Here is a 21893-nt window from a genome sequence, read left to right on the forward strand (position 1 = left end):
GGTCAGCCCTCGGTGCCGGCCAAGTAGACGCCGAACGACGCGCCCTGCGGGTCGCGCAGCACGGCGATCCGGGGGCCGTCCGGCACGTCGGTGGCCCCCATCAGCACGTCCGCGCCGAGGCCGCTCGCCCGGGCGACGGTGTTGTCGACGTCCGCGACCGAGAAGTACGGCAGCCAGTGCGGCGGCACCTGCGGCGGGAAGCGGTCGTCCATCACCAGCATGCCGCCGAAGTCGGCGCCGTCCAGGCCCCACTGGGTGTACTGCTCGGACGGGCTGACGGACCAGCCGAAGACCGCCGGGTAGAAGGCGGTCGCACCGGCCGGGTCGCGGGTGAGCAGTTCCACCCAGCCGAGCGAGCCCGGCTCGTTGAACACCTCGGCGCCCGCGAACGCGCGGGCCTGCCAGAGCAGGAACACCGCGCCGGAACTATCCCCGACCACCGCGAAGCGGCCGAGGTCGGACACGTCGGTGGGCTCCTTCAGGACCTTGCCGCCGGCGTTCTCGACCTTCGCGACGGTGGCGTCGGTGTCGGTGACCGCGAAGCAGGTCGACCAGGCGATGGGCTGCTGCGGCGCGAACCGCGGGCTGACGGCGGCCGCCGTGGCGTCGCCGAGGAACATCTGGGTGTAGCCGCTGGCCTCGGGGCGCACATCGGCCTCGGCCCGCCAGCCGAACAACTCGCCGTAGAAGGTGCTGGCGGCGGCCGGGTCGGAGGTGCCCAGCTCGACCCAGCAGGGGCCGCCGATGGTCACGGAGTTCTGCTTCATGGCTTCTTCTCTCGACTTCTTCTCTCGGTTCTCGATCTCTCGGTCCTTGTTGACTGATCGTCACTCTTGCTTTGTGTCACGCGACTTCGAGCACCACCTTGCCGCGGGCATGGCCGGATTCGACGAAGGCGAGCGCCTCGGCGGCCCGGGCCAGCGGGTAGCGGCCGGTGATGTTCGGGTCCAGCTCACCGGCGGCGACCAGGGCCGCCAGCGCGGACAGGGTCTCGGACGTCGTCGAGCGGGTGATGTAGCGGCCGCCGAGTTCGGCCACGGTGGCCGGGTCGGCGGTGCTGACCAGCTCCGTACGGTCCTTGCGCACGGGGACGGCGGCCCGCAGGGCGTCGCCTCCGACCAGGTCGAGGATGCCGTCGACGCCGTCGGGCGCCGCGGCCGCGATCCGTTCGGCGACGCCGTCGCCGTAGCGGACCGGCACCGCGCCGAGGGACTCGACGTACGCACGGTTGGCGTCGCTCGCGGTGCCGAGGACGATCAGGCCACGACTGCGGGCGATCTGGGCGGCCGCGCTGCCGACACCGCCGGCGATGCCGAGGATCAGCAGCGTCCGGCCGGCGCCGAGGCCGAGGTCACGGACGGCGTCGTCCGCGGTGGCCGCCGACACGGGCAGGACGGCCGCCTGGTCGAAGCCGACGCCCTCGGGCTTGAGCGCGCTCAACTCGGCGCGCATCAGCGTCTGTTCGGCGTAGGCACCGGCGGCCGCGAGGCCGAACACCTCATCGCCCGGGGTGAATCCGGTGACCCCGGGGCCGACTTGCAGGACCACGCCCGAGGCCTCCTGGCCCATGACGGCGGGGAGTTCGCGCTCCCGGCCGAGCATGCCCGTGCGGATCTTCCAGTCCACCGGGTTCACCCCGGCCGCGCCGACCGCGATCGCCAGCTGCCCGGGGCCGGGCTCCAGCACCGGGCGGTCCAGGAACTCCTGTGTCTCCGGCCCGCCGTAGTCGACGAAGCCGAATGCCTTGGCCATCGGTGATCCCACTCCTCGGGTAGCGGTTGCGATCCCCCGTTCTCCCCCGCCCCAGCATGCGGGCGGGGGAGAACGGGTGCGGGCGCTGCTGGGCCGAACGGGGGCGGGCGGGGCGGCGGGCGGCGGCAGTGGGCGCTGTGGGCGAACAAAAAACAGATGACAGATAACAGATTTCGAAATCTGTTATCTGTCATCTGTTACTTGTCGGCTGTCACCTGTCAGCTGTCAGCGGCCGTCCGTCAGCGCAGCGCCCGCGCCACCGGAATCCACAGCTGGGCCTCCGCCTGGCCGTCCGACAGGAACCGGGTGCGCAGGATCTCCGGCCCCGGCCGGAACTCGTACGGGTTGGACGGGAACCACTGCGTGAAGACGTCCCGCCACATCTCCTGGAGGGCCTTCGGGAAAGTCCCGGTGTTGGAGAAGGCCGCCCAGGTGCCCGCCGGCACCTCCCGAACGTCCAGGCCGTCCGGGACGACGGTGCCCGCGTCCGCCACCACCGCGTGGTAGTAGTCGAGTTCGACACCCTCTTCACGGCTCTCCGAGAAGAACTCGGTGACCGAGAGGATGCCTTCCGGCTCGCGGCCCGAGAGCGCCGAGATCCGGTCGACGGTCTCCTGGCCGAGCCCCTTGATGAACGAGGCGATGGCCGGGTTCACGCCCTCGTGCACCAGCGGGACCCGCGCCCGCCGACCGATGATCCGGAAGTCCGGCTGCTCGATGATCCGGTATTCCATACTGCTGCTTCCCTCCACGACGAGTCGGAAGGACATCCGGGGCTGGGACTTGAGCACCGCGCCCTCGCGCCGGGCCTCACCGGGCCCGACCCCGTGCATCGCCCGGAACGCCCGGGCGAACGCCTCCCCCGAGGTGTAGCCGTACCGGATCGCGACCTCCAGCAACGTCCGCTCCCCGCCGAGGACTTCGGCCCCGGCGACGGTCAACCGCCGGCGACGGACGTAGTCCGACAGCGGCATCCCGGAGAGCATCGAGAACAACCGTCGGAAGTGGTACTCCGACGTCATCGCGATCCGGGCCAGCTCGGCGACCTCGACCTCCTGGTCCAGGTTCCGTTCGATGTGCTCCATCGCCCGGTTCAGGTGTTCCAGCACTCCGACCCCGTCCTTCCCTTGCTGATCACCACCGTAGGAAGGACCCACCCTGCCGCACCCGACAATCGGTGCCCGCTCCGGTCGGGTACCGATCGCCGGGTGCCGGCGAGTGGCGCCGTCGGCGCCAAGCGAAGGGCCGCGGGCGCCGGGCGGAGGGGCGTCGGCGCCGGGCGGCAGGGCTCAGATCAGGCCCTGGGCCAGCATCGCGTCCCCGACCAGCTCGAAGCCGGCGATGTTCGCGCCCACCACGTAGTCGCCCGGGTGTCCGTAGCGCTCGGCGGTGGTGAAGCAGGAGTCGTGGATGTGCTTCATGATCCCGGCCAGCCGCTCCTCGGTGCGGGCGAAGGTCCAGGAGTCGCGCGAGGCGTTCTGCTGCATCTCCAGGGCGCTGGTGGCCACGCCACCCGCGTTCGCCGCCTTGCCCGGGCCGAAGGCCACCCCGGCTTCCTGGAACACCCGGACCGCCTCCGGGGTGGTGGGCATGTTGGCCCCCTCGGCGACCGCCAGCACCCCGCCCCGCACCAGGGCCAGCGCGTCCGTCTCGGTCAGCTCGTTCTGGGTGGCGCAGGGCAGCGCGACATCGCAGGGCACGCTCCACACGCCAGGGCCCTCGACGAACCGGACGTGGCTGCCGCGCAGTTCGGCGTAGTCGGCGACCCGGCCGCGCCGGACCTCCTTGACCTCCTTGAGGAGCGCGAGGTCGATGCCCTTCTCGTCCACCACGTAGCCGGTGGAGTCGGAGCAGGTGAGCACGGTCGCGCCGAGCTGCTGCGCCTTCTCGATCGCGTAGATGGCGACGTTGCCGGATCCGGAGACGACGACCCGGCGCCCGTCCAGGCTCTCGCCGCGGCTGTGCAGCATCTCGGCGGTGAACAGCACGCAGCCGTAGCCGGTCGCCTCCGTCCTGGCCTGCGCGCCGCCCCAGCCGAGGCCCTTGCCGGTGAGCACGCCGCTCTCGTAGCGGTTGGTGATCCGCTTGTACTGGCCGAACAGGTAGCCGATCTCCCGGCCGCCGACGCCGATGTCCCCGGCGGGGACATCGGTGTGCTCGCCGAGGTGGCGGTACAGCTCGGTCATGAAGGACTGGCAGAAGCGCATGACCTCGGCGTCCGAGCGGCCCTTGGGGTCGAAGTCGGAGCCGCCCTTGCCGCCGCCGATCGACAGCCCGGTGAGCGCGTTCTTGAAGATCTGCTCGAAGCCGAGGAACTTGACGATGCCGAGGTTCACCGAGGGGTGGAAGCGCAGCCCGCCCTTGTACGGGCCGAGGACGCTGCTGAACTCCACCCGGAAGCCGCGGTTCACGTGGATGTCGCCGGAGTCGTCCGTCCACGGCACCCGGAACATGAGCTGCCGCTCGGGCTCGCAGATCCGCTCGATGATCCGGGCGTCGACGAACTCGGGGCGGCGGGCGAGCACCGGCCCGAGGGTCTCCAGGACCTCGCGGACCGCCTGGTGGAACTCCGTCTCACCCCTGTTCCGGCGGACCACGTCCGCGTAGAGCGCCTCGATCACGCGCTGCTCGGCGTCGAAGGAGGTCGGGGAGGTGGCGGCGGGAGGGGTTGTGGGCATCTGATCAGGACCTTCCGTGGTCGTCGGTGCTCGTACGCGAGGCATTCCCGTGCCCAGGAAACGGGGAAATCCTCGCAGTGTCCACGGTCCGGCTCCCGACGCATCCACATGCTGAAACCCCCACGCCTCGCGGACCGTACGATCCACCAGCGCCCTCGCGTCCGCACGGAGCCCGACTGAACCACAGTCCGTAGTCGAATCGGGCACGGACAGTATTTAGTTGTTCAAATTGGAACTACCGAGTACGGTCATCGACATCCGATCCACCCCGGGCCGGCCGGCCCGCCCCTCTCGACCCATCGGTTCGTCGGTTCGCCGACCCATCTCCTCATCGACGGAGGCCCACCCATGCCGCAGCCCGGCCCCGCCACGGTGCGCTCGCGTGTGCGCATCCCGCTGACCTTCCACGACGGCTACCGCGCCGAGGCGGAGGCCTTCACCTTCCACGACCTCGCCGACGGCGCGGAGCACCTGGCGCTCGCGTTCGGCGAGGTGCCGGAGGGCGGGACGCCGCTGGTGCGCCTGCACTCGGAGTGCCTGACCGGCGACGTCTTCGGCTCGGACCGCTGCGACTGCGGCCCGCAGCTGCGCGAGTCGGTCGAGCGGATCACCGAGGCCGGCGGCTACCTGCTGTACCTGCGACAGGAGGGCCGGGGCATCGGGCTCTACAACAAGCTGGAGGCCTACTCCTTGCAGGACTCCGGATTGGACACGTACGACGCCAACACGGCGCTCGGCCTGCCCGAGGACGGCCGGGACTACACCGCCGCCGCCCAGATGCTCGCCACCCTCGGCGCCACCGGCATCGACCTGCTGAGCAACAACCCGGACAAGGCGCAGCAGTTGGCCGACCTCGGGATCACCGTGCGGCGGCGGGTGCCGACCGGCGTGCACCTGTCCGCGAGCAACGTGCGCTACCTGCGGGCGAAGGTGGAACGGACCGGGCACTCGATCGAACTGTCCCGGCTGGTCGGCTGAGCCGGATGGCGGCTGGATCGCCGGCGGCGGGCGGCTGACAACTAACAGCTGACAGATAACAGCCGACAGATAACAGATAACAGATAACAGATTTCAAAATCTGAAAGCTGAACTCTGTCATCTGTTATCTGTCAGCCGCCCGCCCCCGTACCCGCCCCCCGCGCCCGGGCCGTGCGCAGCACCCCGTACGCCGCGAGCGGGAGCGCGACCAGCAACGAGGCCCAGAACGCGCCGTGCCCCCAGAACTCCGCGACGGCCGTGAACTGCCCCTGGAGCACCGGGATCCGCAGCGCCTCGACCGGGCCGAGCGGTCCGGGCCAGGCGCCGAGCACCAGCGTGACGGGGATCCAGCAGCCGAGGAGCGCCCGGGCGGTGACCGGCGTCCCCAGGGTGCTCGCGAGGGAGACGACGGCCAGCAGGACGACGAACCCGGACTGGTAGGCCGCACCGGTCTGGCCGGTCCCCCAGGAGGCCGGCGTCGGGTGGTGCCCGGTGGCCGCCAGCCGCACCTCGACCGCCGCCCACAGCAGCAGGGCGAGCACACAGGTGCTCCCGAGCGCGAACAGCGCGCGGTCGCGGGCGCCCACGGGGCCCGTCCGCCACTGCTTGCCGTCCCACCGTGCCGCAGCGCCCCGCCCGGCGAGCCGCCGCCAGGCCTCCCGCACCTGCCGCCGGGCCTCGTGCGCGGGCTTCAGCAGCCGGTTCGCCGCGCGCTCGATCAGCACGAACGACGCCACGATCGCCGCCACCGCCGCGAGGCCGGCCCAACTGCCCATCCCGCCCTCGAACAGCACCACCCGCTCGGCCACCGGTTTCGGCATCTCCAGGCCCGTCATCGGCGGTCCGAGCCGCAGGTAGCCGATGGCGAAGGCCCCGACGCCGGTCAGGGCCGCCGTGCCGAGGCCGACCCGGGCGGGGAAGAAGGCGAGGACGGCGGCGGCGACCAGCGCCGCCCCCAGTTGGCCGACCACCTGCTGGGCCGCGTGCTCGCCGGCCTTCTTCAACGGCCCGCCGAAGGCACCGTCGGGCGAGATCTTGAGCTGGACCCCGGCCTCGACGGGGTAGCGGAACACCGCCCCCGCCCACAGCAGCAACCCGAGGGCGAGGAACAGCAGCAGCACGGCGCCCGCCCGACGCGGCAGACCGGTCCGGGCGTGCGGCCACCACTCCCGCAGCCGGGCCGGCCAATCGACCGGCGTCCGTTCACGCCCGCCCTGCCACAGCCGCCCCAGCCACCGGTCCCGGCCGGCCCGGTTCTCCCGGCCTTCCCCGCCCTCCCGGCCCTCCGCGCCGTCGGGCCGCTCGCCCCGGCCCCGGCCGCGCGGGCGCAGCGTCTCGGCGGCGACCAGGGCCGCGCGCCCGGCGTCGTCCCCCGGGTCGGCGCCCACCGCCCGCCGCCGCAGCGCCGACCAGCGGCGCCGGACCGCCTCCGGCGCGGCGGTCGGGTCCGGCGCGGGCCGGCGCACTGTGGCGCGTACGGCCGTGCGGAGCCCGGAGCCGGCGGCCAGGGCCGCGTCCACCACCACCGCCGCGACCAGGGCGGCGAGCTCCGCCGCCCGTTCGGGCAGCGGCAGCCGGTGCAGGGCGGTGGGCAGCGGCGAGAGCCGGCCGAGCAGCCGGTCGCGTTCCTCGGGGCGCACGCTCAGCCACACCACCAGCCGGTGTGCCTCCTCGCGCTCCTGCGGGCTGAGCCCGTCGCCGCCCCGCCGGCCGCCGCCGACGGTGCGGGCGGCACGGTCCACTTCGGCCAGGACGTCCGGGAGTTGGGCGAGGGCGAGCAGTCGGGAGCAGTGTTCGCCGGAGCACTCGGGGTGGAAGCAGTCGTAGCGGGCGGCGACGGCCGGGGCGCCGACCCGGACCAGTGCGTCGATGAACGCGGCGCCGTCCGGTTCGGTGGCGATGCGTTCCAGCCCGGGGGTGTCGATCGGGCGGTCGAGGTAGTAGGGGGTGGCGGAGGGGGCGAAGGCGGCGCCGAAGGCGAGCACCGCGAGGGCGGCCACGGCGTCGCGGCGGGAGCCGGGAGCCCGGGCGACGTCGGTCAGGTGGTGCAGGTCGAAGACGTTGTCCTGGACGTCGTCGCGCAACCAGTCGCGCAGCCGCTCCGCTCCCCCGGCGGAGAGCCAGCGGGCCGCGTCGCCGGAGCGCCGGAGCAGGACCTCGGCGAGCTTGGCCGGGTCGGTGAAGGGGGAGCCGAAGAAGGTGATCGGCCGGTGGGTGCGGCCGGTGTCGGCCCGGGTCTGTCGCCGGACCACCGCGGGGCTGCCGCCGGCCAGCCAGCTGCGGACCTGCGGGGCGGTCCAGCGGTCCTCCGGGTTCTTGGTGAACAGCCCTTGAAGGAGCAGCAGTTGGCGGGGGTCGGCGAGGGCCGAGAGGTCGACCTCGTCCCCCAGGACCAGTTCCAGTTGCAGCACCTCGTCGCTGATCAGCAGGCCGTCCGCGCCGAGGAAGCGGGGGCGGCCGGTGAACAGCTCGTACAGGACGTTGCCGAGCGCCCACCAGGGCCCGGCCTCGTGGTTGCGGCCGGCCAGGAGTTCGGGGGCCATGTACGGGATGGTGACGATCGTCTCGGGCGTGAAGCGGCGGCTGGCGGTGAGCCGGGCGACGCCACCGAAGTCGGCTATCACGAACTCCCCGGGCTCGCGGCCGGGGCGGACCAGGACGTTGGCCGGCTTGAAGTCCAGCGGGTTGCGCTCGATCCGCCGTTGCCAGAAGTCGAGCAGGGCGACGAGCTCGTAGACGATCCGCTCGGCCTCCCGCCGGTCGGTGTGCCGGCCGCGCTTGCGAAGTTCGGCGAAGTGGTCGGCGAGGGTGACCGGCAGGTACTCCATGGCCACCCAGTCGAGTTCGGCGCCGTGGTGGCCGACCCGGCCGAAGTCGACGATGTGCGGGACGTGGCGGCGGTAGTCGTCGTTGCGCAGGTAGCCGAGCAGGTCGGCGTCCATGGCGTGGCCGGCGGCCGTCACCTTCACCGCGGCCTCGCCGCCGCCGTCGGTGCGCCGGACGTGCCAGACGGTGCCCTCGGTGCCGGAGCCGGCCACTCCGAGCGGGGCGAAGCGGCCGCGCAGGGCGTCGGGGAAGGCGCCCGCGAACCGTCCGCCGGTGGGCCCCGCACTCTCCGACGCCCCGCCCCCCGGTATCCCACCCTCCGACACCCCGCCCTTCGACACCCCGCCCACGGGGCCCTCGCCGCTCCGGCTGGGCCCGGGGCCGACGTTGTCGGCCCAGCCGGGGGCGGCGGCGCGCCCGGTGCCCGCGCGCCGCTGGACCTTGGTCGGGGCCTCCGGGTCGACCCGCTCCGGCGCGGCCCGCTGGACCCTGGTCGGGGCCTCCGGGTCGAAGCGGGCCCCGCCGTCCGGCTCCCGCCCGGTCGCGGCATCGGGGTCCGTCCGGGTGCGCGGGACGGCGCCGAGCCGGGACGGCCGGTCCGGTACGACACCGAGGCGCCGCCCCCACGGCCGCCGGTCCACCCTGGTCGAGGGCTCGGGCCGGGGCCCGGGGCCGCTCTCCGGCCAGGGGCCTCGTCGGTCGTCGTCGGCCGGGCCGGCATCCTCCGGTGTGGCCATGGCGGCGCTCTCCTCCCCGCTTCCCGGGGCCGACGCGGGGCCGTAGCCACGCACCACACGGCCCCGGGTGGTGATTTTGACGCGCCATCATCCCGCATGGTGGGCCGTGGTGTTGGCCGATTTTCCGGAACGCGACCGAGCGGTTGCACGACCGCCGCCGAACGCCACCGCGGGCCTTCCCCACCTGCTCGGCCCCTACCCCCTGACGGCCCCGACGCGTCAGCCCCCGACCGGGCGCCCCCGGGGCTCCTCGGCGATCCGGCGGGCGATCTCGGCCGGCCGCACCGGGCGGCCGAAGTGCCAGCCCTGCGCCCAGTCGCAGCCGATGGTCCGCAGCCGTTCGGCGTCCTTGCGGGTCTCCACACCCTCAGCGGTGACGGTCAGCCCGAGCGCGTGCGCCATCGACACCAGGCCGCTGACGATCCGCCACCCGGTGGACTCGTCCTTCTCCGGATCGTGCAGGTCGCCGACGAAGGAACCGGCGATCTTCAGCCCGGAGACCGGCAGGTCGCGCAGGTACGCGAGGTTGGACCAGCCGGTGCCGAAGTCGTCCACGGCCAGCGACACGCCGAGGTCCACCAGCCCGTGCAGGGTGCGCAGCGCCTCGTCCTCGGGCCCGACCACGGTCGACTCGGTGATCTCCAGCTGCAGCCGGGCCGGATCGAGTCCGGTCGCATCCAGGATCCGGCCGAGGTCGGTGACGAGCGCCGCACTGCGCGCCTGGCGGACCGCCAGGTTGACGTTCAGCTGCGGCGCGGCGTCGCCGAACCGCTTGACCCAGTCCGCGGCCTGGCCACAGGCCTGCTCCAGCACCCAGCGGCCGAGCGGCATGATCAGCCCGGTCTCCTCGGCGGTGGTCACGAACTCGTCCGGGCCGAGCACGCCGAGCTGCGGGTGGCGCCAGCGCACCAGCGCCTCCACCGCGGCCAGCCGGCCGTCCGCCAGCGCGTACAGCGGCTGGTAGTCGATGAAGAACTCGCCCCGGTCGAGGGCGGCCGGCATCCGCACCGACACCGCGTAACGGCTGACCGCGCGGGCGTTCTCCTTGGGGTCGAACAGTGTCCAGCGGCCGCGGCCGGCCTCCTTGGCCCGGTACAGCGTCAGGTCGGCGGCCCGGACGGCCGCGCCCGGGGTGGTGGTGGACACCCGCCGCTCCAGCACGCCGACGCTCGCGCCCACGGCCAGCTTGTGGTCGCCGATCAGCACCGGCCCGGCCAGCGCCTTGAGCACCGTCTTCGCCGCCGCGACGGCCTCCTGCTCGCCCCGGCAGTTCTCCAGCAGCACCACGAACTCGTCGCCGCCGAGCCGGGCCACCAGGTGGCCGAGCGGGTTGAGCGCGGCCTTCAGCCGGGCCGCCACGGCGGACAGCAGCTCGTCCCCGGTGTCGTGGCCGAGGCTGTCGTTGACCACCTTGAAGCCGTCGAGGTCGACGTAGCAGAGGCCGAACCTGGCGCCCGGATCCGGATCCTCGAACAGCTTCTCCAGCCGCTCGAAGAAGGCCGCCCGGTTCGGCAGGCCGGTCAGCGGGTCGTGGGTGGCCTGGTGGCGCAGCCGCTCCTGGAGCCGGTAGCGGTCGGTGACGTCCTCCAGCATCGCGACCTGGTACTGCGGGACGCCGTCGTCGTCGCGGATCAGCGAGACGGTCAGATGGGTCCAGACCACCTCGCCGTCCTGGCGGTAGTACGGCTTGTCGAACTGGAAGTAGTCCCGCTTGCCGCTGATCAGCTCCTCGTACGCCTCCCACACGCCCGGGGTGTCCTCGGGGTGGACGAGGTCGCCGACCCGGCGGCCGGTCATGTCCTCCGGGCTCGCGCCGAACAGCTCCTGGAGCGCCTTGTTGACCGCCAGGATGTTGCCGTCGGTGTCGCCGATGCCGATCCCGATGGCCGCGCTCTCGAACAGCGCCCGGAACCGGGCCTCGGAGTCGCGCAGCGCCCGCTCGGCCTCCTTGCGGGCGGTGTCGGCGGCGGTGCGGATCGCCTCCTGCTCCCGCAGCGTGCGCTCGCGCAGGGCGGCGGCCCAGCCGGCCGCGAAGGCGCCGGTCAGGGCCGGGCCGCGGTCGTCGCCGAGCGGCTGCACCTGGAGCAGTTCCACCGCCCGGGCCAGCACCACCGGGTCGGTGAAGTGCGCGTCGACCAGTTCCGCGCCGGCCTGCTCGGCCAGCCGGGGCTCGAACGGCTCGCCCAGCTGCGCGCGGTGGAGCAGGGCGGCGGTGCGGGCGGTGAGGCGGCCGAGCAGCCCGGGGTCGACGGCCGTGCCGTGGTCGGCGGAGAGCAGTCGCGCCCAGGCCTCGTGGAACCGCTCGGCGCTGGCGGCGACCGGGGCGGCGCTCATGCGTCCGCCCGGGTGCGTGCGGTTACCGCTGCGGGGTGGCCGCCGCAGACGGCGGCGGGCCGGGCGGGGGGCGCAGTGGTCCGGGCAGGGGGCGCAGTGGTCCACGCGGCGGGCACGGCGGGGTGACCGGCGGCCGCTTCGCGGAGCCCGCGGCCGTCGGTCACTCGCCCGATCCGTCCGCTCAAGGGCGGAACCCCACGCCCGCCACCCCGGTCATCCGCTCGGGGTGCTCGCCGACCGTCTCCGGCTGGTCCGGGCGCCACTGCGGCAGGTAGACCACGCCCGGTTCGACCAGCTCGAAGCCGGCGAACATCCCGCTGATCTGCTCGTGGGTGCGCATGGTCAGCGGGGTCGGCGTCCTGCGGTAGAGCTCCTGGTGCTCCTCCGCCTGGTCCGGTCGGCCCTCCAGGGAGGCGTGCGAGAGGACCAGCGCGCTGCCGGGCGGGAGCGCGTCACGGAGCGTGCCGATCAGCTTCCACGGGTCCTCGTCGTCGGTGACGAAGTGCGCGACGGCGACCAGCAGGACGGCCACCGGCTCGCCCTGCGCCAGCAGGGCGGCCACCTCGGGGCGGGCCAGCAGGTCGTGGATGTCGCGCAGATCGGCCTGGACGACCTCGCTGCCGGGGTCGTCCTCCAGCAGCAGGCGGCTGTGTGCGACGGCGACCGGGTCCCGGTCCACGTAGAGGACCGTCGCCTCGGGGCGGATCGCGCGGGCGATCTCGTGCACCGCGCCGAAGGTCGGGATGCCGGAGCCGATGTCCAGGAAGCGGGTGACGCCGCGCTCGGCCAGGAAGGACACGGCCCGCCGCAGGAAGGCCCGGTTGGAGCGCATGATCTGCGGCAGCTCCGGCCACAGGGCCATCGCCTTGCGCGCCATCTCCCGGTCGACCTCGAAGTTGTGCGAGCCCCCCAGGTAGTAGTCGTAGACCCGCGCGGCGTTCGGTTTGTCCAGGTCCGTGCCCTCCGGTACCCAGCTCGGTCGCCGCATGCCTGTGACTCCTTCACTCCGTTTTCCGGGGATGCAGTGCCTCGCGACAGCTGCTGTGACAGACGAGACTACAAGCACACAAGATCCTCCCCTGCACCCCGAACGGCCGCAAGCGGAACACCTCCCTCCTGGCATGCGACGTTTACGGAGCGTTCGCCGCCCGTCTCACCGGCACCGGTCGCGTCGACAGCCGGGCCACCGTAGGGCCCGGGTGTCGGCGAGGGAACCCGACCGAAACGGGCCGGCTCCGGACCAGGGCGCCCTAGGGTGGGGCCCGTGGACCCCAACCACTACCGTTTCCGGGGCACGTGGCGACTCGCGGCGCCGGCGCCCGACGTGTACGCGGCACTGGAGGACGTACGGAGTTACCCGCTGTGGTGGCCCGAGGTCCTCGAAGTCCGGCAGACCGGCGAGGAGTCCGGGGACCTCGTGGTGCGCGCGCTGCTGCCGTACCGGCTGGTGATCCGCTTGGAGACCCGACGGCGCGACCCGGCCGCCGGAGTGCTGGAGGCAGCCATGCGGGGCGATCTCACCGGGTGGTCACGGTTCACCGTCACCTCGGACGGGCCGGGCAGCCGCGTGCTCTTCGAGGAGGACACCCGCCCCGGCAAACCCCTGCTGCGCCGCCTCGCGCTGCCCCTGCACCCGCTGTTCCGGGCCAACCACGCGGTGATGATGCGCCGGGGGCGGCGGGGGCTGGCGGCCCACCTGGGCAGCGGGGGCGGGCCGGCGAAGAGGTGACCACACGGCCGGTGGCGGCCAGGACCCGTCCGGCTCTAGCGTGGCGGCGCACCCCCGACCACCGGAGGCCGTCATGCCCACCACCGCACCGGACGCGTTCGGCTTCGCGGCGCCCTTCGACCGGACCGGGACGGGCAGCAGCAAGTGGGGCCGCGCGGGGGCGCCCGGGGTGATCGCGATGGGCCTGGCGGACATGGACCTGCCCGGGCCCCCGGCCGTGGCCGCCGCGCTGGAGCGCCGGGCCCGCCACCGCGCGTACGGGTACACGGTGTGCGACCCGGCCGGGCGGGCGCTGGTGGCCCGCTGGTACCGCTCGCGGCACGGCGTCGAGGTGGATCCGGACTGGGTGCTGCTGCTGCCCTGCGGCCCGCGCACCGCCCTGCGCCTGCTGCTGGAGACCGTGCGCCCGCAGGCGCCGGTGCTGTTCCCGACGCCGGAGTGGGGCGGCTTCGCCCAACTGTGCCGGGCGGCCGGCCTCCCGTACCGGGAACTGCCCCTGGCCGTCGGCCCGGACGGCTACCGGCTCCCGGACGGCCTGCTCCCCCACCCGGCCGGAGCCGTCCTGCTGAGCAGCCCGCACAACCCCTCCGCCCGGGTCTGGCCGGCCGCCGAACTGCGGGCCCTCGCCGAGCGGGCGGCGGAGGCCGGCGCGCTGCTGGTCTCGGACGAGGTGCACGGCGACCTCACCCACCCCGGGTACGTCCACCCGGTGGCGGTGGCCACCGTCGACGCGGCGCTCCGGCCCCGGGTGGTCACCCTGAACTCGGTCGGCAAGACCTTCAACTGCTCCGGCCTGCCGAGCAGTTTCGCGCTCGTCCCCGATCCGGGCCTGCGCGCCCGGTTCACCGAGGTGCTGGCCGGCTTCGGCCTCTGGGAGGGCGGCCTGCTGGAGCAGACCGTCCAGCGGGCGGCGCTGGCCGAGGGCGGGCCGTGGCTGGACGCGCTGCTCGCCCACCTCGCCGCCGCCCGCGCCCCGCTCACCGGCCGGCTGGGGCCCGCCGTCCGCTCCGCGCCGCAGTCCTCGTACCTGCTCTGGCTGGACGCCGCCGCCCTGGGGCTGCCGCCGGACGGGGCCCGCCGGGCGCTGCTGGAGCGCTGCGGCCTGGAGGCCTCGGACGGCGCCGAGTTCGGCCCCGGCGGCCGGGGCGGGCTGCGGCTGAACTACGCCCTGCCGGGCCCGGTGCTGGACGCCGTCCTGGAGCGCCTCGACCGACGGTGACCGAACCGCCGGGGCACCCCGCCCGACGCCCGCGCGCCATCTGCTCACCGACGTCCCTCGACGCTCCCGCCCGGCACCCCGCGCACGCCCGGAAAGCCGCCCCGGATCCCCGGATTCACCCGATCGCGCCACCCCTGACCTGCAGAAACGAACGTTCACACGATATTTGCGAAGCGCCCCCGCATGCTCCGTAGCAGACTGGGCAGGGTAGTTCGGGCCGCAATCCTGACCCCGAGGATGGTAAGTCCGGTGATACCGACATCCCGCACCACTCCGCCCGACCGGCAGAGCCCCCCAGCGCCCCCGCCGGGGGTGACCCCGCTGACCGAGTCGGGGGCGCTCAGCCACGTGTCGGGCGTCTGCTTCAAGATCGGACCGCCCCGGCTGGTGGGCGTCGAGGTCGAGTGGTTCGTCCACGACGACCGATGTCCCGGTAAGCCCGTCCGACCGGAACTGGTCCACGCCGCACTGGAGTCGCTGCCACTCGGCGGCCCGGACGGGGCCTCGCTCCCCTCCGGCTCGCGGCTCACGCTCGAACCCGGCGGGCAGGTCGAGCTCAGCTCCCCGCCCGCCACCGGCCTCCTGGCCTGCGTCGAGGACACCCGACGCGATCTGACCGCCCTGCGGGCCGCCTTCGCGGCGCAGGGCCTGCGCCTCACCGGCACCGGGACGGACCCGCTGGCCCGCCCCCGCCTGATGGTCCTGGACCACCCCCGCTACCTCGCGATGGAGCGGTTCTTCGACTCCGCCGGCCCCTGGGGCCGGATCATGATGACCGGCACGGCCTCGGTGCAGGTGTGCCTGGACGCCGGCGACGCGGGCGGCCCGCACGCGGTGGAGCGCCGCTGGCGGCTGACCCACCTGCTCGGCCCGGTCCTGGTCGCCGCCTTCGCCAACTCCCCGCTGCTGGACGGCAGGCCGACCGGTCACCGGTCCACCCGGCAGACCGTCTGGTCCCGGATGGACCCGACCCGCACGCTCGCCCCGGAGCCGGACCACGGCGACCCGCGCGAGGCCTGGGCGCAGTACGTGCTGGACGCCGAGGTGCTGTGCGTGCGCCGCCCGGAGGGGCTGCCATGGACGGCCCCGCCCGGCCTGACCTTCCGCGACTGGGTCCGCGGCGGCGGTGAACGCCCGCCCACGCTGGCCGACTTGGACTACCACCGGACCACCCTGTTCCCGCCGGTGCGCCCGCGCGGCCACCTGGAGCTGCGCATGATCGACGCCCAGCCCGGGGACGGCTGGGTGGTGCCCACCGCCCTGGTCACCGCGCTGCTGGACGACCCGCTGGCCGCCGAGGCCGCGCTCGCCGCGCTGGAGCCGCTGGACCGCCCGGACGGTCCGCGCCCGCCGCGCAGCGACGTCTGGCGCCGGGCCGCGACGCTGGCCGTCGCCGATCCCGAGCTGCGCCGCGCCGCCCTGACCTGCTTCGCCGCCGCCGACGCCGCGCTGGGCCGCCTACCCGGCGCCGGACGGCTGCGCGCCGCCGTCGCCGAGTTCGCCGAGCGCTACCCCGCGCGCGGCCGCTGCCCGGCCGACGACCAGCTGGACGCCCTGCGCTCCGGCACCCGACGCACTCCTCCGGAGGAGGCCGCACCATGACCGACGTCCGCCCCCCTGCCGCCCCGGCGGCGGGCACCGAGGAGTTGCGCGAGACCATCGCGGCCGAGCTGCTGGCCGCCCGCGCCCGCACCGCCGCGCTCACCGACTGCGTCGAGGACGGCGACCTCACCGCCCAGCACTCGCCGTTGATGTCCCCGCTGGTCTGGGACCTGGCGCACATCGGCAACCAGGAGGAACTCTGGCTGCTGCGCAACGTCGGCGGCCGCGACCCGATGCACCCGGAGATCGACCCGCTGTACGACGCCTTCCAGCACCCCCGGGCCGAGCGGCCTAGCCTGCCGCTGCTGGCGCCCGCCGAGGCCCGGGCGTACGCGCACGAGGTACGCGGCCGAGTGCTGGACCTGCTGGCGGCCAGTCCGCTGGAGGGGGCGCCGCTGCTGGACGCGGGGTTCGCGTTCGGGATGATCGCCCAGCACGAGCAGCAGCACGACGAGACGATGCTGATCACCCACCAGCTCCGCACGGGGGAGCCGGCGCTGGCCGCTCCCCCGCCGCCGCCCGCCCCGGCGGACGCGGCCGCGCTGCCCGCCGAAGTGCTCGTCCCCGCAGGGCCGTTCACCATGGGCACCGACACCGAGCCGTGGGCGCTGGACAACGAGCGCCCCGCGCACGTGGTCGAGCTGCCCGCCTTCCTGCTGGACACCACGCCCGTCACCAACGCCGCGTACCAGCGGTTCATCGCGGACGGCGGCTACGACGAGCCGCGCTGGTGGACGCCCGAGGGCTGGGAGCACCGGCGGCGGGCCGACCTGACCGCCCCGCTGTTCTGGCGCCTGGACGGCGGCCAGTGGCTGCGGCGCCGGTTCGGCGCGGTGGAGCCCGTCCCGGCGGACGAGCCCGTCCTGCACGTCAGCTGGTACGAGGCGGACGCCTACGCCCGGTGGGCCGGACGGCGGCTGCCGACCGAGGCGGAGTGGGAGAAGGCGGCCCGGCACGACCCGGCGAGCGGCCGCTCCCGCCGCTACCCGTGGGGCGACCAGGCCCCCGGAGCCGAGCACGCCAACCTCGGGCAGCGGCACCTGCGCCCGGCCCCGGCCGGCGGCTACCCGGCGGGCGAGTCCCCGTACGGCGTACGGCAGTTGATCGGCGACGTGTGGGAGTGGACGGCCAGCGACTTCCGCCCCTACCCGGGGTTCCGGGCCTGGCCGTACCAGGAGTACTCGGAGGTCTTCTTCGGGCCGGAGTACAAGGTGCTGCGCGGCGGCTGCTTCGCGGTGGCACCGGTCGCCTGCCGGGGCACCTTCCGCAACTGGGACTACCCCGTCCGGCGGCAGATCTTCGCCGGGTTCCGCACCGCCCGCGACCTGGAGGTGGCCTGATGTGCCGCCACCTCGCCTACCTGGGTGAGCCGGTGGCGCCGCAGGAGCTGCTGGTGCACCCGCCGCACGGCCTGTACCGGCAGTCCTGGGCGCCCCGGGCGCAGCAGTACGGCACGGTCAACGCGGACGGCTTCGGCCTCGGCTGGTACGCGGACGGCGACGAGGTGCCGGCCCGCTACCGCCGGGACGGGCCGATCTGGGCGGACGCCGCGTTCGCCGACCTCGCCCGGGTGATCCGCACCCGGGCGCTGCTGGCGGCGGTGCGCTCCGCCACCGAGGGCTGCGCGGCGGGCGAGAGCGCGGCGGCGCCGTTCGCGGCCGGGCACTGGCTGTTCAGCCACAACGGCGCGGTGGCGGGCTGGCCGGGCAAGCTGGACGCGCTGGCCGCCCTGCTCCCGCCGGCCGAGCTGCTGGAGCTGGAGGCGCGCTCCGACTCGGCGCTGCTGTGGGCCCTGGTCCTGCACCGGCTGCGGGCGGGGGCCGGGCTCGGCGAGGCGCTGGCAGGCACCGTCGCGGACGTCACCGCGCACACCGCCGGCCGGCTCAACCTGCTGCTCACCGACGGCCGCACGCTCGCCGCGACCGCCTGGGGCGACACCCTGCACCACCGCGACCTGCCCGGGCTCGGCACGGTGGTGGCCTCCGAGCCGTACGACGACGCCCCCGGCTGGACGGCCGTTCCGGACGGCTCGCTGGTGGTGGTCGACGAGCGCGGCGTCACCGTCCGTCAGCTCCTCGGCCGCTACTGATCCTCCATCGCCCCTTCATCTTCTGAACAGAGGACCCACCCTGTCATGGACACATTTGATCTCACCCGGCTGCTGCCCGCCGACCACTTCAGCACCGCGCTGCGCCACGACGTGCAGCACGGGCTGACCTCCGAACCCAAGTGGCTGCCGCCGAAGTGGTTCTACGACGCGCGGGGCAGCGAGCTGTTCGAGGAGATCACCCGGCTGCCGGAGTACTACCCGACCCGCGCCGAGCGGGCCATCCTGACCGCCCGGGCCGGCGAGATCGCCGCCGCCACCGGGGCCCGCACGCTGGTCGAGCTGGGCTCCGGATCCTCCGAGAAGACCCGGCTGCTGCTGGACGCGCTGCGCGCGCTCGGCACCCTGGAGACGTACGTCCCGGTGGACGTCAGCGAGAGCGCGCTGACCGCCGCCGGCGTCGCGCTCGCCGCCGAGTACCCCGGGCTCGCCGTGCACGGCGTGCTGGCCGACTTCACCGCCCGGCTCGGCCTGCCCCCGGAGGGCGGCCCCCGGCTGGTCGCCTTCCTCGGCGGCACCCTGGGCAACCTGCTGCCCGAGGAGCGGGCGGCCTTCCTGCGCGGGCTGCGCGCGGCCCTCGACCCGGGCGACTTCCTGCTGCTCGGCACCGACCTGGTCAAGGACCCGTCGATGCTGGTCGCCGCCTACGACGACGCGGCCGGGGTGACCGCCGAGTTCAACCTCAACGTGCTCAACGTGCTCAACCGCGAGCTGGGCGCCGACTTCGACCCGACCGCGTTCGCGCACGTCGCGCGGTGGGACCCGGACCAGGAGTGGATCGAGATGCGGCTGCGCTCGCTGCGCGCGCAGACCGTGAAGATCCCGGCGCTGAACCTGCCGGTGCACTTCGACCGGGGCGAGGAGCTGCGCACCGAGGTGTCCGCCAAGTTCCGCCGGGAGCGGGTGTCCGCCGAGCTGGCGGCGGCCGGGCTGCGGCTGAGCCACTGGTGGACGGACGAGGAGGGCCGGTTCGGGCTGTCCCTGTCCGCCCCGGCGTAGGGAGGTTCGGCGCAGCCTAATTTGCTTGTTCACCTTACGAATCCTCAGAGCAAAAATTGAGGTTTCTGGTGTACAAGACTTAAACGAATAGGGGTTACGATCTCGGCTACCGAGCTCAGCGTTGAGTACCAGGAGTCAAGATCGTGAGCGTCACCAAGCAGCCCTCCGGGGCGGTCGAGGCCTCCGCGCCCGGCCGCCTCGGCTTCGTCGTCTTCATCACCGCCGCCGCAGCCCTCGGCGGGTTCCTGTTCGGCTACGACAGTTCCGTGATCAACGGCGCCGTCTCCGGAATCCAGGAGAAGTTCGGCGTCGGCGACGGCGTGACCGGTCTGATCGTCTCCTCCGCCCTGCTGGGCTCGGCGATCGGCGCCGCACTGGCCGGCCGGTTCGCCGACCGCTACGGCCGCATCAAGGTCATGAAGGCGGGCGCGCTGCTGTTCGCGGTCAGCGCGATCGGCTCGATGCTCCCCTTCGCCGCCTGGGACCTCGCCTTCTGGCGCGTGCTCGGCGGCGCGGCCATCGGCATCGCCTCGGTGATCGCCCCGACCTACATCGCCGAGGTCGCGCCCACCAAGTACCGGGGCCGCCTGGCCTCCTTCCAGCAGGCCGCGATCGTGCTCGGCATCGCGATCTCCCAGCTGGTCAACTGGCTGCTGGCGAACGCGGCCGGCGGCGACACCCGCGGCCAGCTGCTCGGCCTGGAGGCCTGGCAGTGGATGCTCGGCATCTGCGTCGTCCCGGCCGCGGTCTACTTCACCCTCGCCTCGGTGATCCCCGAGTCCCCGCGCTACCTGATCCAGGCCGGCCGGCTGGACGACGCCCGCGCCGTGCTCGCCCAGGTCGAGGGCCAGGACATCGACACCGACGCCCGGATCGCCGAGGTCCAGGGGCTGATCGCCTCCGACCACCGCCCGCGCTTCGGGGACCTGCTCGGCGGGCGCTTCGGCCTGCTGCCGATCGTCTGGGTCGGCATCGGACTGTCGGTCTTCCAGCAGCTGGTCGGCATCAACGTGATCTTCTACTACTCGTCGATCCTGTGGCAGTCGGTCGGCATCGACCAGAGCAACTCGCTGCTGATCAGCTTCGTCGGCTCGGTCATCAACATCCTCGGCACCGTCGTCGCGATCCTGCTGGTGGACCGGATCGGCCGCAAGCCGCTCGCCCTGATCGGCTCGGCCGGCATGGCCGTCGCGCTCGGCGCGGCCGGCTGGGCGTTCTCCTCCGCCACCGGCAGCGGCGACAACGTCACGCTGCCCGACCTCCAGGGCACCGTCGCACTGGTCGCCGCCAACGCCTTCGTGCTGTTCTTCGCGATGTCCTGGGGCGTCGTCGTCTGGGTGATGCTCGGCGAGATGTTCCCGAACCGCATCCGGGCCGCCGCGCTGTCCGTCGCCGCCTCCGCGCAGTGGATCGCCAACTGGGCGATCACCGTGTCGTTCCCGTCGATGTCGCGTTGGAACCTGTCGGCGACCTACCTGGTGTATGCGGCGTTCGCGGCGCTGTCGATCGTCTTCGTGGCGAAGTTCATGAAGGAGACCAAGGGCGTCCGACTGGAGGACATGGGCTGATCCGACAGTCCGACCATCGGCCCCCGCACCCTAGCGCGATCAGCGCGGGTGCGGGGGCCGAATCGTTCACTCCCTGCGGCGGCCCGGACACCTCCGGTACTCCTGTTCGCCAGGAGGGATGTGTCCTTGATCTTCAACCGGCTCCGCGCCCGCAGACCGGCCGCCGCCCCCGCCGGCGGCTGCCCGTACGCCCATGCCCACACCCACGCCCCGGCCGCGGCCCGGCCGTCGCCCCCGCCATCGTCTACGCCGCCGTCGCCGTCGCCGTTCACCGACCCGGAGCAGGCCGCCGAGTTCATCCGCCGCTTCCATCGCGAGCAGCCCGCCACCGGGGCCCCGGACCCCCGGATACGGGCCGTCCTCGACGAGATCGAACGCACCGGCAGCTACGAGCACACCCCCGCCGAACTCGCCTACGGCGCCAAGCTCGCCTGGCGCAACGCCGCCCGCTGCATCGGCCGGCTGTACTGGCGCAGTCTGGTGGTGCGCGACCTGCGCCACCTCGACTCGGCCGACGACATCGCCGCCGAGTGCTTCGAGCACCTGCGGCTGGCCGGCAACGGCGGACGGATCCGCCCGGTGGTCTCGGTGTTCGCCCCCGACCGCCCGGGCCACCCGGCCGCCCGCATCGTCAACCAGCAACTGGTCCGCTACGCCGGCCACCGGGTCGGCGACGCCGTCGTCGGCGACCCGGCCGGCACCGCACTCGCCGCCCGCGCCCGCGACCTCGGCTGGAAGTGCGCCGAGGACCGCTTCGAGGTGCTGCCGCTGCTCGTCCAGGAACGCCCCGACGAGCGCCCGCGCTGGTACGAGCTGCCGGACGACACCACCCTGGAGGTGCCGCTCACCCACCCCGCGTACGACTGGTTCGCCGACCTGGGCCTGCGCTGGTACGCGGTGCCCGCGATCAGCGACATGACGCTGGAGATCGGCGGCGTCCGCTACCCGGCCGCGCCCTTCAACGGCTGGTACATGGGCACCGAGATCGGCGCCCGCAACCTCGCCGACGCCGACCGCTACGACCTGCTCGGCACCGTCGCCGAGCGCCTGGGCCTGGACACCTCCAGCGAGCGCACGCTCTGGCGCGACCGCGCGCTGATCGAGCTCAACATCGCGGTGCTGCACTCCTTCCAGGAGACCGGAGTGACGATCGCCGACCACCACACCGAGTCCGAGCGCTTCCTCCGGCACGTCGCCCAGGAGAAGCGGCTCGGCCGGCCGACCCCGGCGGACTGGAGCTGGATCGTGCCCCCGGTCTCCGGCGGACTCACGCCCGTCTACCACCGGTACTACGACCCGGTGGACCCGTCGCTGCGGCCGGCCTTCCTGGCCCGCGAGCCCTGGTGAGGCGGCGGGGGCGGCGG

General features: G+C 73.9%; 16 protein-coding genes. 9 read left to right on the forward strand and 7 right to left on the reverse strand.

The window, feature by feature from the left end; all coding sequences use genetic code 11:
• Positions 1–2: 2 nt before the first annotated feature.
• The 4 genes from ACFVHI_RS21550 to gdhA all read right to left on the reverse strand — a co-directional run bounded on the left by ACFVHI_RS21550 (position 3) and on the right by gdhA (position 4430).
• A complete protein-coding gene (locus tag ACFVHI_RS21550; protein WP_063350068.1) occupies positions 3–767 on the reverse strand; it encodes a VOC family protein in 765 nt (254 codons plus the stop codon).
• A gap of 76 nt (positions 768–843) precedes the next feature.
• Positions 844–1752: an NADP-dependent oxidoreductase gene (locus tag ACFVHI_RS21555; RefSeq protein WP_380341730.1), complete on the reverse strand. Its 909-nt coding sequence runs from the start codon at positions 1750–1752 to the stop codon at positions 844–846.
• A gap of 239 nt (positions 1753–1991) precedes the next feature.
• Positions 1992–2861: an AraC family transcriptional regulator gene (locus tag ACFVHI_RS21560; protein ID WP_363367245.1), complete on the reverse strand. Its 870-nt coding sequence runs from the start codon at positions 2859–2861 to the stop codon at positions 1992–1994.
• Positions 2862–3041: 180 nt separating this feature from the next.
• Entirely contained in the window at positions 3042–4430 is a 1389-nt protein-coding gene (gene gdhA, locus ACFVHI_RS21565) for an NADP-specific glutamate dehydrogenase (RefSeq protein ID WP_063350065.1), read from the reverse strand.
• A 348-nt stretch (positions 4431–4778) separates the two neighbouring features.
• On the opposite strand from gdhA, the gene ribA reads away from it, so the two are divergent.
• Entirely contained in the window at positions 4779–5408 is a 630-nt protein-coding gene (gene ribA / locus ACFVHI_RS21570; protein ID WP_380341735.1) for a GTP cyclohydrolase II, read from the forward strand.
• A 131-nt stretch (positions 5409–5539) separates the two neighbouring features.
• On the opposite strand, the gene ACFVHI_RS21575 is transcribed toward ribA, so the two are convergent.
• The 3 genes from ACFVHI_RS21575 to ACFVHI_RS21585 form a co-directional block, all read right to left on the reverse strand.
• Positions 5540–8971, reverse strand: a complete 3432-nt coding sequence (locus tag ACFVHI_RS21575) for a hypothetical protein (protein WP_380341738.1) — start codon at positions 8969–8971, stop codon at positions 5540–5542.
• A gap of 219 nt (positions 8972–9190) precedes the next feature.
• On the reverse strand, positions 9191–11305 hold the full coding sequence (locus ACFVHI_RS21580) for a bifunctional diguanylate cyclase/phosphodiesterase (RefSeq protein WP_079136028.1): 2115 nt from the start codon (positions 11303–11305) through the stop codon (positions 9191–9193).
• 181 nt (positions 11306–11486) lie between these two features.
• A complete protein-coding gene (locus tag ACFVHI_RS21585) occupies positions 11487–12293 on the reverse strand; it encodes an SAM-dependent methyltransferase (RefSeq protein WP_063350062.1) in 807 nt (268 codons plus the stop codon).
• A 276-nt stretch (positions 12294–12569) separates the two neighbouring features.
• Between ACFVHI_RS21585 and ACFVHI_RS21590 the strand changes: the two genes are divergently transcribed.
• The 8 genes from ACFVHI_RS21590 (at position 12570) to ACFVHI_RS21625 (ending at position 21876) form a co-directional block, all read left to right on the forward strand.
• A complete protein-coding gene (locus ACFVHI_RS21590) occupies positions 12570–13034 on the forward strand; it encodes an SRPBCC family protein (RefSeq protein WP_063351550.1) in 465 nt (154 codons plus the stop codon).
• Positions 13035–13107: 73 nt separating this feature from the next.
• The gene (locus tag ACFVHI_RS21595) at positions 13108–14253 is read left to right on the forward strand and encodes an aminotransferase class I/II-fold pyridoxal phosphate-dependent enzyme (protein ID WP_380341743.1); all 1146 of its coding nucleotides are present in this window, start codon (positions 13108–13110) and stop codon (positions 14251–14253) included.
• 312 nt (positions 14254–14565) lie between these two features.
• Complete coding sequence (gene egtA, locus ACFVHI_RS21600; RefSeq protein WP_063350060.1) at positions 14566–15855, forward strand: ergothioneine biosynthesis glutamate--cysteine ligase EgtA; 1290 nt, start codon at positions 14566–14568, stop codon at positions 15853–15855.
• Positions 15852–17195 carry an ergothioneine biosynthesis protein EgtB gene (egtB, locus tag ACFVHI_RS21605; protein ID WP_380341746.1) on the forward strand — a complete coding sequence of 448 codons (1344 nt, stop codon included), beginning with the start codon at positions 15852–15854 and terminating at the stop codon, positions 17193–17195. The genes egtA and egtB overlap by 4 nt, the downstream gene beginning before the upstream one ends.
• Positions 17195–17944 (forward strand): ergothioneine biosynthesis protein EgtC, encoded by a 750-nt coding sequence (gene egtC / locus ACFVHI_RS21610; protein WP_380341749.1) that lies wholly within the window; start codon positions 17195–17197, stop codon positions 17942–17944. Before egtB ends, egtC begins: the two co-directional genes overlap by 1 nt.
• Positions 17945–17989: 45 nt before the next feature.
• On the forward strand, positions 17990–18961 hold the full coding sequence (gene egtD, locus ACFVHI_RS21615) for an L-histidine N(alpha)-methyltransferase (RefSeq protein ID WP_380341752.1): 972 nt from the start codon (positions 17990–17992) through the stop codon (positions 18959–18961).
• A gap of 143 nt (positions 18962–19104) precedes the next feature.
• Entirely contained in the window at positions 19105–20529 is a 1425-nt protein-coding gene (locus ACFVHI_RS21620; RefSeq protein ID WP_244293502.1) for a sugar porter family MFS transporter, read from the forward strand.
• A 129-nt stretch (positions 20530–20658) separates the two neighbouring features.
• On the forward strand, positions 20659–21876 hold the full coding sequence (locus tag ACFVHI_RS21625; protein WP_380341803.1) for a nitric oxide synthase oxygenase: 1218 nt from the start codon (positions 20659–20661) through the stop codon (positions 21874–21876).
• Positions 21877–21893: the final 17 nt, after the last annotated feature.

The organism is Kitasatospora sp. NPDC127121 (assembly GCF_042677305.1).
In the GTDB taxonomy this organism is placed as follows: Bacteria; Actinomycetota; Actinomycetes; order Streptomycetales; family Streptomycetaceae; genus Kitasatospora.